Source organism: Streptomyces olivochromogenes (assembly GCF_021538895.1).
Classification (GTDB): domain Bacteria; phylum Actinomycetota; class Actinomycetes; order Streptomycetales; family Streptomycetaceae; genus Streptomyces; species Streptomyces olivochromogenes_A.
In genome coordinates, this window is record NZ_JADDRL010000068.1 from 25,623 (window position 1) to 40,733 (window position 15,111).

Sequence of the window (15,111 nt, forward strand, 5' to 3'; positions counted from 1 at the left end):
GTCGGTCTGCGGGAGGTGACGTTAACAGCGCACCGCGGGGCGGTTTTGTTACAGCGGTCACAGGCAACAAGATCGCGCCCTGAGCTGCGTGGCACCCGGCTCGGGGGACCCGGTAGCGTGAGCCGACGATTCCGAAGGTCCCCCATTCGTAGGAGTCCCGGTGACGCAGAGTGGACAGGGCGAGCCCGCGCGCGAAGGCATCGTGCTGCCCTCCGACGGCGGCGAGCCCGTGCTGCCGGGCATGACGGGCGGACCCGCCCAGGTGCCGGCCGCCCCGACCGGCCAGACCCCGGCGGCCGCCCCCACCGGCGGCCAGGCCTGGGGCCGGCCGTGGGGTCCCGACCAGCCGCAGCCCGAGCAGCCCCACCAGCCCGGCCAGGGTTGGCCCCCGGCGGCCGCCCAGCAGTGGGCCACCCAGGAACAGCAGCCCGGCGACTGGAACCCCCAGTCCGCCCCCGCCGCGTCCGGCCCGGGCCCGCTGCCCCCGGAGGGCGCGCCCGCCACGTACGGCGGCCAGGCCTACGGCTCGGCCGACCACGGCGTGCAGAACGCGGCCTACGGCTCCGGCGCCCCGCAGCCGCAGTACGGCACCGACCCGCACCAGCAGCAGTACGGGCAGAGCGGTCACGGGTCCGTGAGCGCCCCCCTGCCGCCCGCGGTGCACGGCGGCCCGGGCGTGCAGAGCGCTCCGCTGCCTCCCGCCGACGAGGGCGCGACCCAGTACATCCCGCCGGTCCCCGCGGCCGGCCCCGCTCCCGGCGGTGTCGACGAGGGCGCCACGCAGTACATACCCCCGGTGGGTCCGGGCGCGTATCCGGGCCAGGGCACCGACCAGGAGACGCGGTTCCTCGGGCAGCCCGTGCAGCCGCAGCCCGGGGGCCACTCCGATGCCGACGCGACGCAGTACATCGCCCCGGTGGCGGCGTCGTACGGCGGCGACCGGCAGCCGCCGTCCGAGTTCGACAACCTGTTCCGCAGCGCCGCCGGCGAGGGCCCGGCCGGGTCCACCCAGCAGCTGCCCCGCGTCCAGGAGCAGCCGCCCTCGTACGGCGGACCCTCGTACTCCCCGCACGACTCGTACGACGACGGCGGCGGTGGCGGTCGTGGCCGGCGCACCGGCTCGCGCGTGCCGGTGATCGCGGCCATCGGCGTCGGCCTCATCGTCGTCGGTGTGGGCGCCGGCGCGCTGCTCGGCGGCGGTGACGGCGACAAGGGCGGCGACAAGAACAAGACCGTCGCCGCCTCGGCCCCCGCGACCGAGGGCTCCGCCTCCGCCGCGGCCGACCCGGCCAAGGAGCAGGCCGTCGCGCTGGACAAGCTGCTCGCCAGCAGCGGCAGCAGCCGCGCGTCGGTGATCAAGGCCGTGGCCGATGTGAAGGCGTGCGACAACCTGGACACCGCCGCCTCGAACCTGCGGGACGCGGCCAAGCAGCGCAGCGGCCTGGTGATCCAGCTGTCGAAGCTGTCCGTCGACAAGCTGCCGAGCAACGCCGAGCTGACCGCCGCGCTCACCAAGGCCTGGCAGGCGTCCGCGTCGGCCGACAACCACTACGCGGCCTGGGCCGACCAGGTGGGCGGCGGCAAGCGCGGCTGCCGCAAGGGCCAGGCCCGCGGCACCGGCCAGACCCAGGCCGGCAACCGGGCGAGCGGTGTCGCCAGCGCCGAGAAGGCCAAGGCGGCCGGCCTGTGGAACGCGATCGCGCAGAAGTACGGCCTGACCCAGCGCCAGCCGACCCAGCTGTGAGCCAGGGGATCTGAAGACGCACCCCGAGGCCTGTCCGGCGGATCACGCCGGGCGGGCCTCGGCCGTCGTCAGCCGATGTCGGCGTTCTCCAGCGTCTTGGTCACGTTGATGACGCCGCCGTTCTTGGCCGCCACCAGCTGGCCCTGCCGTACGACCTGGAGGGTCACGTCGGCGTTGACCAGCCGGGCGAAGCCGACGGCGGAGAGCTTGCCCCGGTAGGGCTGCCATTCGAGGGTCGGCGTGAGGCCGCCCGTACCGATCTTGAGCCCGTCGTCGAGGGTGTGCCGCACGTTGGCCGCGCTCACCTCACCGCTGCCGATCTTCTCCAGGACGGCCTTCAGGACGGTGTAGGCGATCCACGTGGTCTGCACACCGGCGTCCGCGGGGTCGATGCGGTTGTCGCCGAAGGCCTCCTCGTTGATGACCTTCTTCATCCGGTCCCAGCGGTGGTCCGAGCTCACCGGGTACCAGCCGGTGATGTACGCGCCCTCGTACGGCCCGTGTGCACCGCCCGTCGCGTTGATCACCGACTGGTCGACGCTGCCCAGCACGGTCGCGGTCCGCACGGCGGGGTAGCCCTCGCGGGCGCGCCGGAAGGAGTCCATGAACGTGTCCGTGCGGTCCCCGAGCGCGGGCACCACGCAGCCCTTGCGCGCCAGGTCCTTGGTGGCGGACGACAGGGCCTGCTCCGACGGGGTGGTGTACTCGGTGGCGTCCTCGGCCGCGAGCTGGTCGTCGGCGACCGTGTGGCCGCCGGCCTTCAGCCCCGAGTCGAGCAGCGGGGCCAGCTCGTCGCCGGCGATGCTGTCGGGCCGTATCAGGGAGACGGGGCCGCAGCTGCCGGCGAGGGCCGTGCCGAGGCCGGCCAGGAGCGAGGGCTGGCCGCCGTTGACCGGGTAGGACACGATGCTGGTGAACTCGGAGTTCGTGACGCCGTACCCGCCGATGTAGGCGATGCCCTCGCTCTCCAGCGGGGCCAGGTAGGAGTCGCCGAACTGGCTGTAGGAGCCGACGACCGCGACCACGTTCTCGTCCACCGCGCGCCGGGCGCACTTCGCCGCGTACACGCTGTCGTTGCGGTCGTTGCAGGTCAGGACCTTGAGCTTGCGTCCGGCGATGCCGCCGTGGGCGTTGATCCAGCGGGCGTAGGCCAGGGCCATGGCGGGCATGCCCGGCTTGTTGGTGGCGCTGGTGTCCTCCGGCGCCCAGGTCATGACCTTGATCGGGTCATCCCCGGAGCCCCCCGTGGCACCGGGGATGACCCCGCATCCGGCGGTCAGCGACGCACAGGCCACCAGGGCCCCGGCGGACAGCGCGGTGGCTCTCCTGACGGGACGGGTGAGGGTGGAGAAGATCGTGCTGGGGAAGCGTCGCCTGCCGGTCATGGACACGCACGATTCCGTCACACAGCCAACCTTGGAGTGACCTTCGGTCAACGGATGGTGACTCCAAGGTGAATTACGGGGGCCGATGCTCCTCCCTGAGTGGAGAACGTACGATCGGTGACCGTGCAAGGTTCGGAGAACTCTTCCCGTCGAGGCCGTCGCTCATCCACCATGGGCGGCATGCCACTGAACGACATGCCGTGGTGGCGCTGGCGCAGCAATGTGCGCTCCGCGCTGCACATGCTCTCCGATCCCGTGTTCCAAAGAGACGTCTGGCTGGCCGGCGTCGACGGATACGGCGACTTCACCGACGCCGTGTACCGCCTGGTCGAGGACACCTGGCTGGACAACTGGTCGGCCGAGAAGTACGTCGGCACGATCTTCCGCGACTCGCAGGAGGCGGCGCTCGTCGACACCGCCGTGCTGCGGGTGCTGCGGATCATGCACCAGGTCGGCCCCGACGCGCAGGTACAGGCGTACCTCGACCACCACGCGTGGCCGGAGGCGGTCCGGGCGGCGCGGGACGCGCACGTACGGCTGTCGGCGGCCGACGGGGAGGACCCGGACGCGCCGCCGCGCACGCTGGAGGTGCTCCGGATACTCACCCGGTCCGCGTGACGGGACGACAATCCGGACAGGGCCCGTTTGTGGGACCCTGTGCTGCATGAACGAGCAGCCCAGCCGAGCCTCGGCGACCCTCGCCGACCAGTACGTCATCACTCTGTCCTGCCCGGACAAGATGGGCATCGTGCACGCCGTGTCGAGCTATCTGTTCATGACCGGCTGCAACATCGAGGACAGTCAGCAGTTCGGCGATCACGACACGGGTCTGTTCTTCATGCGCGTCCACTTCTCGGCGGAGGCGCCGGTGACGGTGGAGAAGCTGCGGGCGAGCTTCGCGGCGATCGGTGACTCCTTCCAGATGGACTGGCAGATCAACGAGGCCGACGAGAAGATGCGCATCGTCCTGATGGTCAGCAAGTTCGGCCACTGCCTGAACGACCTGCTGTTCCGGGCCCGTATCGGCGCGCTGCCGGTCGAGATCGCGGCGGTGGTGTCGAACCACACCGAATTCGCCGAGCTGGTGGACTCCTACAACATCCCCTTCCACCACATTCCGGTGACGAGGGACAACAAGCCGGAGGCCGAGGCGCGGTTTTTGGAGATCGTGCGCACGGAGGGCATCGAGCTGGTCGTCCTCGCCCGCTACATGCAGGTCCTCTCCGACGACCTGTGCAAGGAGCTCAGCGGCCGGATCATCAACATCCACCACTCGTTCCTGCCGAGCTTCAAGGGAGCGAGGCCGTACCACCAGGCGCACGCCCGCGGTGTGAAGCTGATCGGCGCCACGGCCCACTACGTGACCGCCGACCTCGACGAGGGCCCGATCATCGAGCAGGAGGTCGCGCGCGTCGGCCACGACGTGACCCCGGACCAGCTGGTCGCCGTCGGCCGCGACGTGGAGTGCCAGGCGCTGGCGCGGGCCGTGAAGTGGCACGCGGAGCGGCGGATCCTGCTCAACGGGCGCCGGACGGTGGTCTTCGCCTAGGAGCCGTCCTGTGCGGGCGGCTCGCCGACTTCGGCTCGGGTGACTACATCCGGCTCAGCGACGCCGCCGCGAACAGGACGTCCCTGATCGCCTCCCGGTCACCCCCCTGTCCGGCCGCGGCCTCCTGCGGGGAGACATGGCCCGCGGCCAGGCGGCAGAACTCCACGCCGTCCAGGGCCACATGGGCGACCTCGTGGTCGGCGGAGCCGGCCGCGCCGGGCGAGTCGAGCGGGATGAGCCACTCGCCGCCGCCCGAACCCTCGATCTCCAGGCGCAGGGTACGGCCCGGGGTGCCGGCCGGGACGAGATGGCGGGCGGCGCCGGGCGCGGCGAGCCCCTCGCGCCGCCGCGCCGCGAGCACGGCCGGCAGCATCCGGGCGGCCAGGTCGATCATGCGGTTCAGATGGCGCGGCGCGGGCGGCTCGTACGGGTAGTCCACCGCCTCCGCGATGTCCTCCGCGTGTACCCAGCACTCGAAGGCCCGGTCCAGCATCGCGTCGTGCAGCGGCAGCGTGAAGTCGCCGTACGGGACGGCCAGGGCGCCGGTGCTGCCGCCGGTGAAGGACACGGTCCGCACGAGGTGGTGGCTCTGCTCCCGCCACGGCACCCGCACGGAGCGCGTCGGCGGGAAGCGCGAGGCCCGCCAGAACGCCTCGGTGCGCGCGGCCGATCCCCGCGCGCCCTCGGCCTCCGGATCGCCGAGCGGGTCCTCCAGGCCGAGCGCCACCGCGACCAGCCCGTCGACCGACAGCAGGTGCGCGATCACCCCGGCGACGGTCGTACGGCGGCTCATCGTGCCGTTGCCCTCGAACCAGCGCAGCCGCACCGGGGCGTGCCACTCGGCGTCCCCGAAGTCCTGCAGCAGCGCGTCCAGACGCGCCGACTCGGCGTCGTACGGGGCCGCCCACCCGGGCACCGGGATGCGCGGCGGCCGCCGGTCGAGGCAGCCGTCCAGGACGCGGGTGCGCAGCGTCGGATCCAGGTCGAGGCTCTCCGGCTGGTGCAGCAGGCCGACCGCCCCGCGCAGCCGCAGCGCCTCCTCGGCGCAGGCGCCGCAGGTGCCGAGGTGCTCCTCGACGGCCGCCGTTTCCGCGGCCGAGCAGGCGGCCAGCGCCCACGCCCCGAGGAGCGACTTCAGGACGTCGTGCGGCAGGACCAGCGGGACGGGCGGGAGGTCGTCGAGCCGGGGCAGCGGCAGCCCGCTGTCCTCGACGGAGGCCCGGGGCATCGGTATGCGGGGCGGCCGCTCGCGGTCCCCGCCACGGCCGTTCCCCGCCACGGGCTCGTCGGGCCCGCCGAAATCCCCGAAGTCCTCGGAATCGCCGAAGTCGTCGGAGTCGCCGAACTGGTCGGAGTCGCCATGGCCGCCGGAGTCACGGGAGTTGCCAAAGCCCTCGGAGTCGCCGAACCCGTCGGAGTCCCCGAAGCCACCGGAGTCACCCGAGTTGCCGAAACCCTCGGAATCATCGAACTCGCCGGAATCACCGAACCCGCCGGTGCCGTCCGGCCCGTCGAATTCGTCGGTCTCTTTCCGCCCCTCGAATCCGCTCCCGTACCGCCCCTCGAACCCCGCGTGTCCGTCGTACGCCTCGAAGCCTCCCGGTCCGCTCACACCGCACCCCCGTATCCGGGCGGTGCCCCGGTGTCGTGGGCGGTGGACAGGAGTTGCAGGCCGAGGCGGAGCCGGCGGCGGGCCTCGTCCTCGGTGACGCCGAGGTCGGCGGCGGTCTGGCGGTAGTCGCGGCGCTGGAAGTAGGCCAGTTCGAGGGCGGCGCGCAGCGGGGTGGGCATGGAGTGGACGATGTAGTCGGCGCGGGCGGCGACCGAGGCGTGGCGCACCTTGCGCTCCAGTTCCTCGGCGGAGCCGGGGCCGCTCTCGTCCAGGCAGAGCGCGGCGGTCTCGGTGGCGCGCAGCCGCTGCACGGCGAGCCGGTGGGTGAGCGCGGCGACCCAGGAGCGCAGGGGGCCCTGCTTGGGGTCGTAGGCGTCCGGGTGTTCCCACACGTGCGCGAAGACCTCACGGGTGATGCCGTCGGCGGCGCGTTCGTCGCCGAGGACGCGGTGGGCGAGGCCGTGCACGAGCGAGGCGAACCGGTCGTAGAGCTCGCCGAGGGCGGCCGCCTCGCCGCGGGCGAGCCGCTGCTGCATCTTGCGGTCCCAGCGGGGTGGTGCGTCCTTCTGTGTCATGAGGCCCCCTCCCCGTGCCCGTGTCCAGCGTGTATCCACCGTCTCCCCGAATGTAGTCGGCACTTCCGATGACGCACGCCCCTTTGTGGCAATGTGCGCCCCCCGGCGGTCGGCCGGTGGTAGAGGCCGGTGACCCCTGGCTCGCCTGCCGCCGCGCCTACCCATCCGCCCCCCTCTCACTCCGATTCACCCCGATCGAACAGGATCGGAAGTGACCGAAACAAGCCCTTTGGTGATCGGCTTTTGTTTCTTGTCTCGTGTTTCAGGGAACGGCCGGTGGGCAGCCGCGCGGAAAGAAGCGTAGGAACTGCTTCCGTTTCCGGGTGGTTCCGCAATTGTGGCGAGCGGAGGGCGTGGCCGTGGCATTCAAGGTGACCTGCGTGGAACAGGGCGAGTGGGCCGTGCTGCGGGTCTCGGGGGAATTGGATCTCGTGACCTCGCCCGCACTGCGTCAGCGGGTGCACGACGCGGTCGCGGAGGGCAGTCACGACCTGGTCGTCGACCTGTCCGACGTGTTCTTCTGCGACTCCAGCGGCGTCGGCGTGCTCATCGCGGCCCGCCGGCTGATCCGCTCCTGCCAGGGCCGGCTGCGGCTGATCCTGCCGGCCCGCGGCGCCAGCGAGGGCTCGCACGTCAACCGGGTGCTCGGCGCGCTCGGCGTACGGCGTCTGTTCGACGTGTACCCCGACATCGACAGCGCGGTGGCGGACGAACCCGACCCGCTCTCGGCGTGACACTGTTGTCCCGGAATTCCCCCGGTCTTGGCACAAGCGTCGTTTTCCCGCTCCCGGACCGGCCCCGGCGTCGTACGCTCCGTGCCAGATGTACGCCCACGTGAAGTAAGGCGGCCCGAACAGACATGGTCAGCACCGAGTACGAGCGCAGGATCGCCGCCCGGTTCGCCACCTTCGACCAGGACGGCAACGGCTGGATCGACCGGGAGGACTTCAACGCGGCGGCCAAGGCGCTGCTCGCCGAGTTCAACGCGGCGGCCCGGTCCGCCAAGGGGCAGGCCCTGTACGCCGGCGCCGAGGCGTTCTGGCAGGGCATGGCCGGCATAGCGGACCGGGACGGCGACCAGCGCATCACCCGCGAGGAGTTCGTCACCGGCGCGGTCAAGCGGCTGCGCGACAACCCCGAGCGGTTCGGCGAGATCGCCCGCCCCTTCCTGCACGCGACCCTGGACCTCATGGCGGGCCCGGACGGCATGGTCGCCGTCACGGACACCGAGCGCGTGCTGAGGGCGCTCGGGGTGCCCGAGGCCATCGCCGCGACGGTCGCCGCCACGCTGGACCCCGACGGTGACGGCAAGGTGGGGGAGGCGGAGATCGTGCCCGCTTTCGCCCGTTATTTCACCGTGCCCGAATAGCGTTCGCGCAGCTTGTACTTCAGCACCTTGCGCAGTGTCTCGTTGCGCGGGAGGGCGTCGACCAGCTCCAGCTGCTCCGGCAGCTTGTACACCGACAGCCCTTCCGCGCGCAGATGGGCGGTCACCGCCGCAAGGGTCAGCTCGGCGGCCCCCGGCGGCTGTTCGACCACCGCGCACACCCGCTCCCCGCGCTCGGCGTCCGGCAGCCCGATCACGGCCACGTCGCCGACGTCCGGGTGCCGGTGCAGCAGGTCCTCGATCTCCTTCGCCGAGACGTTCTCGCCCTTGCGGATGATCACGTCCTTGAGCCGGCCGGTGAGCACCAGGTGCCCGCCGGCGGTCAGCCGCCCCAGGTCCCCGGTGCGCAGGAAGCCCTCCGCGTCGAAGGCATCCTTCGTCTGCGCCGGATCGAGATAGCCCTGGCAGACGGCCTCCCCGCGCAGCCGCACCTCCCCGTCCACGATCCGGATCTCCATGCCCTTCGGCGGCCGCCCCTCCGTCGTCGCGAGGTTCTCGGCCGAGTCGTCCGGCGAGCCCATCGTGATCATCGGGACCTCCGTCATGCCGTACCCGTGGGTGAGCTGCACGCCCATCTCGCGCACGACCGAGTGATAGACCTCCGGCGGCTTGGGCGCCCCGCCGCCCGCGAGCAGCCGCAGGGTCGGGATCACCTTCCGGTCCGGCCGCTTGCGCTGCTCGGCGAGGAACATCGAGTAGAACGCCGTCGAGCCGCCCGCCACGGTCACCCCGTGCCGGCGGTACCCCTCCAGCGCGTCCGGCATCGCGAACTGCTCGAACAGCACCGCCGGGAAGCCGTACAGCAGGAGCATCACCGTGTAGTCGGGGCCCGCTATGTGCGCGTACGGGAAGGCCATCGAGCCGACGTCCTCGGACGACAGGTGCAGGGCGTGCGCGAGGCAGGAGCCGCCCGCGATGAGCGAACGGTCGGTGTGCAGCACGCCCTTGGGGTCGGAGGTGGTCCCCGAGGTCCAGTAGATCCAGCGGACGGAGGTGCCCTCGGCGGGCGGGTCGGGGAGCACGCCCGGATCGCCGTCGGGCAGGTCGTCGTACGCCTCGAAGACCCCCTTGGCCCCCAGTCGTCGCGCCATCCCCGTGTGGTCGAAGCCCCGCCAGGTGCCCGGTACGGCGAAGTACGCCGCCTGTGACCGACTGAGCGCGAAGCCGACCTCCCGGTCCCGGTAGAAGGGGATGACCGGGGACTGCACGGCGCCCAGGCGGGCCAGCGCGAAGGACAGCAGGGCCGTCTCGATGCGGGTGGGCAGCTGCCAGGCGACGACCGTGCCGGGGCGTACGCCCATGCCGTACAGGCCCGCCGCCACGCGCTCGGCGCGGTCGTGCAGCTCGCCGAAGCTCAGGGTGCGGTCGTCCTGGAGGAACACCGGGCGGTCGGGGGTGAGTTCGGCGCGGCGGGCGACCAGCTCCCACAGGGTGCGGGCGGTGCCGAGTTCGTGTGCGGTGGCGTTCATCTGCGTGGGCCCCCTACAGCTGACGGTTCGTCAGATCGTGCGCAGAGCGTAGGGCCCGCCGCCTTGTCGGTCCAGAGGCGCGGGGCTAGCCTGCTGGGCGGAAAGCGGATCTGACACTCCATCAGACAGCGGGGCGGCCATGGACCTGTCGTACACGCCCGAGGAGGAGGACTTCCGGGCGCGGCTGCGGGAGTGGCTGGCGAAGGCGCTGCCCACCCTGCCGGCCAGACCCTCCCCCGACGACTGGCCGGCCCGCCGCGCCTACGACGCCGGCTGGCAGCGGATGCTGTACGACGCCGGGTACGCGGGCCTGCACTGGCCCGTCGACGCGGGCGGCCGGGGGGCCACGCCCACCCAGCACCTGATCTTCCTGGAGGAGACCGAGAAGGCGGGCGCGCCCTACGTGGGGGCCAACTTCGTCGGGCTGCTGCACGCCGGACCGACGATCGCCGCCGAGGGGACGCCGCAGCAGCGCGCGCGCTGGCTGCCGCCCGTCCTGCGCGGCGACGAGGTGTGGTGCCAGGGCTTCAGCGAACCGGACGCCGGATCCGACCTCGCGTCGCTGCGCACGCGCGCGTGGCGCGACGGCGACGCCTACGTGGTGAGCGGCTCCAAGATCTGGACCTCGCACGCCGAGGTCGCCGACTGGTGCGAACTGCTGGTGCGCACCGACCCCTCGGCGCCGAAGCACCGGGGCATCACCTGGCTGGCCATGCCCATGGACGCGCCGGGCATCACCGTACGGCCGCTGCGTACCCTCGCCGGGTCGGCGGAGTTCGCCGAGGTGTTCCTGGACGAGGTGCGGGTGCCCGTGGCCAACCGGGTCGGCGCGGAGAACGACGGCTGGCGGGTGACCATGGTGACCCTGTCCTTCGAGCGCGGCACGGCCTTCGTCGGCGAGGTCGTCGCCTGCCGCCGCGTCCTGGGCGAACTGGCCCGTCAGGCCCGCAGGAACGGCCGCTGGGACGATCCGGTGCTGCGCCGCCGGCTCGGACGGCTGAACGCCGAGTTCCGCGCGCTGTGGCGGCTGACGCAGTGGAACGTCAGCGAGGCCGAGGCGGGCGGCGGAGTGCCGGGCGTCGGGGGCTCGGTCTTCAAGCTGAGGTACTCGCACGCGCGCCAGGAGCTGTACGACACGGCGGCCGAGGTGCTGGGCGCGGACTCGCTCGACCTCGACCGGACCTGGGTCCTCGACCGGCTCTCCTCGCTCTCGTACACCATCGCCGCCGGCACCTCGCAGATCCAGCGCAACATCGTGGCCGAGCGGATCCTGGGACTGCCGAAGGGCCGGTGACCTCTCGCATGCGCTTCCAACTGACCGAGGACCAGCGGGCGTTGCGCGACGGCGTACGACAGCTGCTGGCGCGCCGCTTCGACGCGGACGCGCTGCGGGTTGCCGTCGCCTCGCCGGGCCCGGACCGTGCGCTGTGGCGCGAGCTCGGCGCGGCGGGCCTGTTCGCGCTGCGGCTGCCGGAGGCGGAGGGCGGGGTCGGGCTCGGACTGCCCGAGGCGGTGCTGGCCTTCGAGGAGACCGGCCGGGCCCTGCTGCCGGGCCCCCTGATCGCCACGCATCTCGCGGCCGGGACCGTGCCCGGAGCGGACACCGGGGAGGCGGTCGTCACCGCCGTGGACGGCTCCCTGGTGGAGTGGCTGACGCAGGCCGACGTCGTGCGCGGGGACGCCTCCGGGGCCGTACCCCTGCGATCGGTGGATCCGCTGACGCCGCTGCACCGGGTGGGCCCAGACACGCCCGGCGCCGCCGTGGCCGCCCCCGACCCCGTCGCCGTACTCCTGACCGCCGCCGAACAGCTCGGTACCGCCACGCGCGTGTGCGAGCTCGCCGTGGGACACGCGCGGACGCGGGAGCAGTTCGGGCAGCCGATCGGGGCGTTCCAGGCGGTCAAACACCTGTGCGCGGACATGCTGGTGCGGGCCGAGACGGCCCGTGCGGCGGTCTACGCGGCCGCCGTCACCGCCGACCCGGCGGACGTCGCGGCGGCCCGGCTGCTCGCCGACGAGGCCGCCGTACGCGGCGCCCGCGACTGCCTCCAGGTCCACGGCGGCATGGGCTTCACCTGGGAGGCCGAGGTGCATCTGCACCTCAAACGGGCCTGGGTGCGCGCCCAACGTGGCGGGGGCGTCACGGAGAGTGAGGAGTCGCTCGCCGTCGATCTGGTCGGCTGACGCGCCCGAACCCCCGCTGGTCTGCGGAGTTCTTGTTCCGGATGTGCATGATGTCGCGGATCGTGGCATACCGGATTCACTGAGCGTCGATACCGGGTTGTGTCCAACGCGTGACTCGTCACGGCCTGGAGTCGACGACTCGCTCCGGTACCTTCTGTGGGATGCGAGTGGTTCCGAGCACGAGCCATGCCGGTGTTGCCCCAGGGGTGGCCCCGTGTGCGGCGGTGCGTGCCGCTGCTCGCAGGGCGGTAAGGGCTTGTGCCGCCACCTGTTCGACTCCCCGACACGAGCGTCGCACAGTATGCCGCACGCGTACTCCTTCGCGCTGGAATATGCCCGAAGCGCTTGTTGGGGTGACTGTACGTCAACCATGCTGTCTCGTAAGGGAATCACAGTCCGTGACCCTTGCTCTGGCCGTTGTTCTGGCCATGCAGAAAATGGCTACGATCGTGGCCCTCGTCGTGCTGCTCGTCGCGACTGACGTCGTGACGTACGCACGGCGTCGGGTCATGTGTCCGCCGGTTCGGATGGTGTGAGCGGTGCAGGTGCTTCAAGTGCAGCTGGAGATCCGGCCCGACCCCGCGGAAGTGGGGCGGGCCAGGCGGTGGGCCCGCTCACGTCTCGCCGGGTCCGGGATAGCGGACGACGAGCCGCTGGCCGAGACGCTGATCCTGCTCGTCTCCGAACTGGTCACCAACGCCGTGGTGCACACCGGCCGCCCGGCCGTGCTGCGACTGTGCCTGCCGGGGTCGGACGGCGAGGCGGCCACCGTGCGCCTCGAAGTGACCGACACCAGCACCCGCGCCCCCGTGCCGCGCTGCGTGGACGGCAATGCGACCGGCGGCCGCGGGCTGGCCCTCGTCGACGGCCTCGCCGACCGCTGGGGCTGGAGCCCCGAGGGCGGCGGCAAGCGCATCTGGTGCGAACTCGACCGCTGTACGCAGCGCGCCGAGAGCACAGCGGCGGCGTACGGGGGCGGGATCTCGGCATTCGACGGGCTGGCGTTCGAAGCCGTGTAGGGCGATGCGGAGGGGTGCGCCGGGTGTGCACCCGTGCGCTTCGTCTGCAAAAGGGATGTAAGTCATAAATCGCCGTACCGGTGTTGACGCCTCGTGGCCGCCTGATCACGCTGGAGGTCAGCGATTCGCCGCGAGGGGACGACGAGAGCCCGGGCGACGGGACCCTTGTCGAGCGTGGGTCGAACCGGTGGCGGCGCGCGGGAGCGTGCCCGCGCCGCCAACCGGAGCCGCCGCCGTCGGAGTCAGAGGACGGCCACCGGTGCCACCGGAGTTCCCGTCGCCCCCACGAACGGTTCGGGCATCGCCGACAGCAGGAACGCGTACCGTCCCACTTCTCCACAGGCTGTGGACAACTCTTCGAGATTCCAGTTCTGGCCCTGGAGCATCCCCATCTCCACCAGGTCGAGGGCGTGCACGGGCAGCCACAAATTCTCGATCTCGGGCGGAAATATCTCAAACGTGAGCGTGTCGTTCGCCACGGCCGCGACATCGCGCGCGTGGAACCACTCCGGAGCGCGCACCGACAGACCCGGCGACGGATACCCGTACCCGTGCTTGTCCCCCGCCAGATACACCCGCACCTGCCCGGTCCGTACGAGCGCGATGTCGCCGGCCCGCACGCGCGTGCCGGCGAACTCCTCGGCCGCCTCCAGGTCCTCCGGGGTGACCGCGTGCCCGCCGTCGAGCCGGTCCACGCCGCGCGCGCGTGCCACGTCGAGCAGCACCCCGCGCGAGACGATGTGCCGCGCCTTGTCGATGCCGCTGAACTCGGCGCCGCCGTGCGCGGTCACGGTGTGTGCGGGGCGGCCGTTGTAGAGCCTGCCCGAGTGCGAGACGTGGGTCAGCGCGTCCCAGTGGGTGGCCGCCTGCAGCCCCATGGTCACGGCGTCGTCGCTGCACGCCACCGTCCCCGGCCCGAAGAGCTCCTGATTGATCTGCACCATCGCGTGCAGCGGATTGACCCGCCCCGGGATCATCCCGGTCTGCACACCGTCCTGCCGCAGGGGCAGCGCGAGCGGCACGCGCCGGCCGGTCCTGACGCAGGCCACGGCCTCGCGCACCACCTCGTCGGTGATCAGGTTCAGGGTGCCGATCTCGTCGTCCGCCCCCCAGCGGCCCCAGTTGTTCACGCGCTTGGCGATGGCATGGAACTCGTCCGGCAGTGACATCGGACCCTCCCCGGGGCTTGTCCTGAGCAGTCTGACGCGCCATAAAATCTAACGGTCCGTCAGAAACCGCGGGAAGGGGCCGGGCGTGGGGAACTTCTTGGCAGGCAAGGTCGTCGCCGTGACGGGCGCCGGTCGCGGCATCGGCCGGGCGGTCGCGCTCGCGGCCGCCGCCGAGGGAGCACGGGTCGTCGTCAACGACTACGGCGTGTCCACCGACGGCACCTCACCCACCAGCGAGGTCGCCGAGGCCGTCGTCAAGGAGATCGAGGCGGCGGGCGGCGAGGCGGTCGCCGTGGCCGACGACATCTCCACGATGGCGGGCGGGCAGCGGGTCGTCGACGTCGCCCTGTCGTCGTACGGGCGCCTCGACGGGGTCGTCTGCGTGGCCGGGATCCTGCGGGAGCGGATGCTGTTCAACATGAGCGAGGAGGAGTGGGACCCCGTCGTCGCCACCCACCTCAAGGGCACCTTCACCGTGTTCCGGGCCGCCTCGGCGGTCATGCGCACGCAGCGCACCGGCACGCTCATCGGCTTCACCAGCGGCAACCACCAGGGCTCGGTGTCGCAGGCCAACTACAGCGCCGCGAAGGGCGGGATCATCTCGCTCGTGCGCAGCGCCGCGCTCGGCCTGCACAAGTACGGGGTGACCGCGAACGCGGTGGCCCCCGTGGCGCGTACGCGGATGTCGGCGGGCGTGCCCATGGAGCTGAAGGAGATCGGCGAGCCGGAGGACGTGGCCGCGCTGGTGGTCTATCTGCTGTCCGAGCGGGCGCGCGAGGCGGAGGTCACCGGGCAGGTGTACACGATCGCCGGGCCCAAGATCGCGGTGTGGGCCCAGCCGCGGGAGCTGCGCGCGGCCTACTGCGAGGGGTCCTGGACGCCGGAGCGGATCGCGGACTTCCTGCCGGGGGCGGTGGGGGTGGATCCGATGCCGATGCTGGCGCAGCTGGCGGCGATGGAACGGGCGGCCCGGGAAGGCTCTCGGCCCAACGCCCAGTAGCTGATGTCACCGGCGCTG

General features: G+C 72.1%; 14 protein-coding genes. 9 read left to right on the forward strand and 5 right to left on the reverse strand.

All coding sequences use genetic code 11. The annotated features are described in order from the left end of the window. The first annotated feature begins 160 nt into the window (after positions 1–160). Entirely contained in the window at positions 161–1,744 is a 1,584-nt protein-coding gene (locus tag IPZ69_RS29555; RefSeq protein WP_235457666.1) for a hypothetical protein, read from the forward strand. 68 nt (positions 1,745–1,812) lie between these two features. On the opposite strand, the gene IPZ69_RS29560 is transcribed toward IPZ69_RS29555, so the two are convergent. Beyond that, positions 1,813–3,129 (reverse strand): ABC transporter substrate-binding protein, encoded by a 1,317-nt coding sequence (locus IPZ69_RS29560; RefSeq protein ID WP_235457668.1) that lies wholly within the window; start codon positions 3,127–3,129, stop codon positions 1,813–1,815. A 117-nt stretch (positions 3,130–3,246) separates the two neighbouring features. Between IPZ69_RS29560 and IPZ69_RS29565 the strand changes: the two genes are divergently transcribed. Together IPZ69_RS29565 and purU are read left to right on the forward strand one after the other, a co-directional pair. Next, entirely contained in the window at positions 3,247–3,747 is a 501-nt protein-coding gene (locus IPZ69_RS29565) for an SCO4402 family protein (protein WP_235457669.1), read from the forward strand. 46 nt (positions 3,748–3,793) lie between these two features. Further along, positions 3,794–4,678 carry a formyltetrahydrofolate deformylase gene (purU, locus tag IPZ69_RS29570; protein WP_235457670.1) on the forward strand — a complete coding sequence of 295 codons (885 nt, stop codon included), beginning with the start codon at positions 3,794–3,796 and terminating at the stop codon, positions 4,676–4,678. Between the two features lie 43 nt (positions 4,679–4,721). On the opposite strand, the gene IPZ69_RS29575 is transcribed toward purU, so the two are convergent. Beyond that, on the reverse strand, positions 4,722–5,957 hold the full coding sequence (locus IPZ69_RS29575) for a zf-HC2 domain-containing protein (protein WP_235457697.1): 1,236 nt from the start codon (positions 5,955–5,957) through the stop codon (positions 4,722–4,724). Between the two features lie 329 nt (positions 5,958–6,286). Beyond that, positions 6,287–6,865, reverse strand: coding sequence for a sigma-70 family RNA polymerase sigma factor (locus tag IPZ69_RS29580; protein ID WP_235457671.1), 579 nt, complete (start codon positions 6,863–6,865; stop codon positions 6,287–6,289). Positions 6,866–7,218: 353 nt separating this feature from the next. Between IPZ69_RS29580 and IPZ69_RS29585 the strand changes: the two genes are divergently transcribed. Both IPZ69_RS29585 and IPZ69_RS29590 read left to right on the forward strand, forming a co-directional pair. Beyond that, on the forward strand, positions 7,219–7,599 hold the full coding sequence (locus IPZ69_RS29585; RefSeq protein WP_235457672.1) for an STAS domain-containing protein: 381 nt from the start codon (positions 7,219–7,221) through the stop codon (positions 7,597–7,599). A 125-nt stretch (positions 7,600–7,724) separates the two neighbouring features. After that, the gene (locus IPZ69_RS29590; protein ID WP_235457673.1) at positions 7,725–8,234 is read left to right on the forward strand and encodes an EF-hand domain-containing protein; all 510 of its coding nucleotides are present in this window, start codon (positions 7,725–7,727) and stop codon (positions 8,232–8,234) included. Here the strand turns inward: IPZ69_RS29590 and IPZ69_RS29595 are convergent. Then, complete coding sequence (locus IPZ69_RS29595) at positions 8,213–9,721, reverse strand: class I adenylate-forming enzyme family protein (RefSeq protein ID WP_235457674.1); 1,509 nt, start codon at positions 9,719–9,721, stop codon at positions 8,213–8,215. The genes IPZ69_RS29590 and IPZ69_RS29595 overlap by 22 nt on opposite strands. 139 nt (positions 9,722–9,860) lie before the next feature. Here IPZ69_RS29595 and IPZ69_RS29600 point away from each other — a divergent pair, with 139 nt between their 5' ends. The 3 genes from IPZ69_RS29600 to IPZ69_RS29610 all read left to right on the forward strand — a co-directional run bounded on the left by IPZ69_RS29600 (position 9,861) and on the right by IPZ69_RS29610 (position 12,924). Further along, complete coding sequence (locus IPZ69_RS29600) at positions 9,861–11,015, forward strand: acyl-CoA dehydrogenase (protein WP_235457675.1); 1,155 nt, start codon at positions 9,861–9,863, stop codon at positions 11,013–11,015. 8 nt (positions 11,016–11,023) lie between these two features. Next, complete coding sequence (locus IPZ69_RS29605) at positions 11,024–11,905, forward strand: acyl-CoA dehydrogenase family protein (protein WP_235457676.1); 882 nt, start codon at positions 11,024–11,026, stop codon at positions 11,903–11,905. 554 nt (positions 11,906–12,459) lie between these two features. Further along, a complete protein-coding gene (locus IPZ69_RS29610; protein ID WP_235457698.1) occupies positions 12,460–12,924 on the forward strand; it encodes an ATP-binding protein in 465 nt (154 codons plus the stop codon). 242 nt (positions 12,925–13,166) lie between these two features. Here the strand turns inward: IPZ69_RS29610 and IPZ69_RS29615 are convergent, their stop codons facing one another. Then, positions 13,167–14,093, reverse strand: coding sequence for a cyclase family protein (locus IPZ69_RS29615; protein WP_235457677.1), 927 nt, complete (start codon positions 14,091–14,093; stop codon positions 13,167–13,169). 85 nt (positions 14,094–14,178) lie between these two features. Between IPZ69_RS29615 and IPZ69_RS29620 the strand changes: the two genes are divergently transcribed. Beyond that, complete coding sequence (locus IPZ69_RS29620; RefSeq protein WP_235457679.1) at positions 14,179–15,093, forward strand: SDR family NAD(P)-dependent oxidoreductase; 915 nt, start codon at positions 14,179–14,181, stop codon at positions 15,091–15,093. Positions 15,094–15,111: the final 18 nt, after the last annotated feature.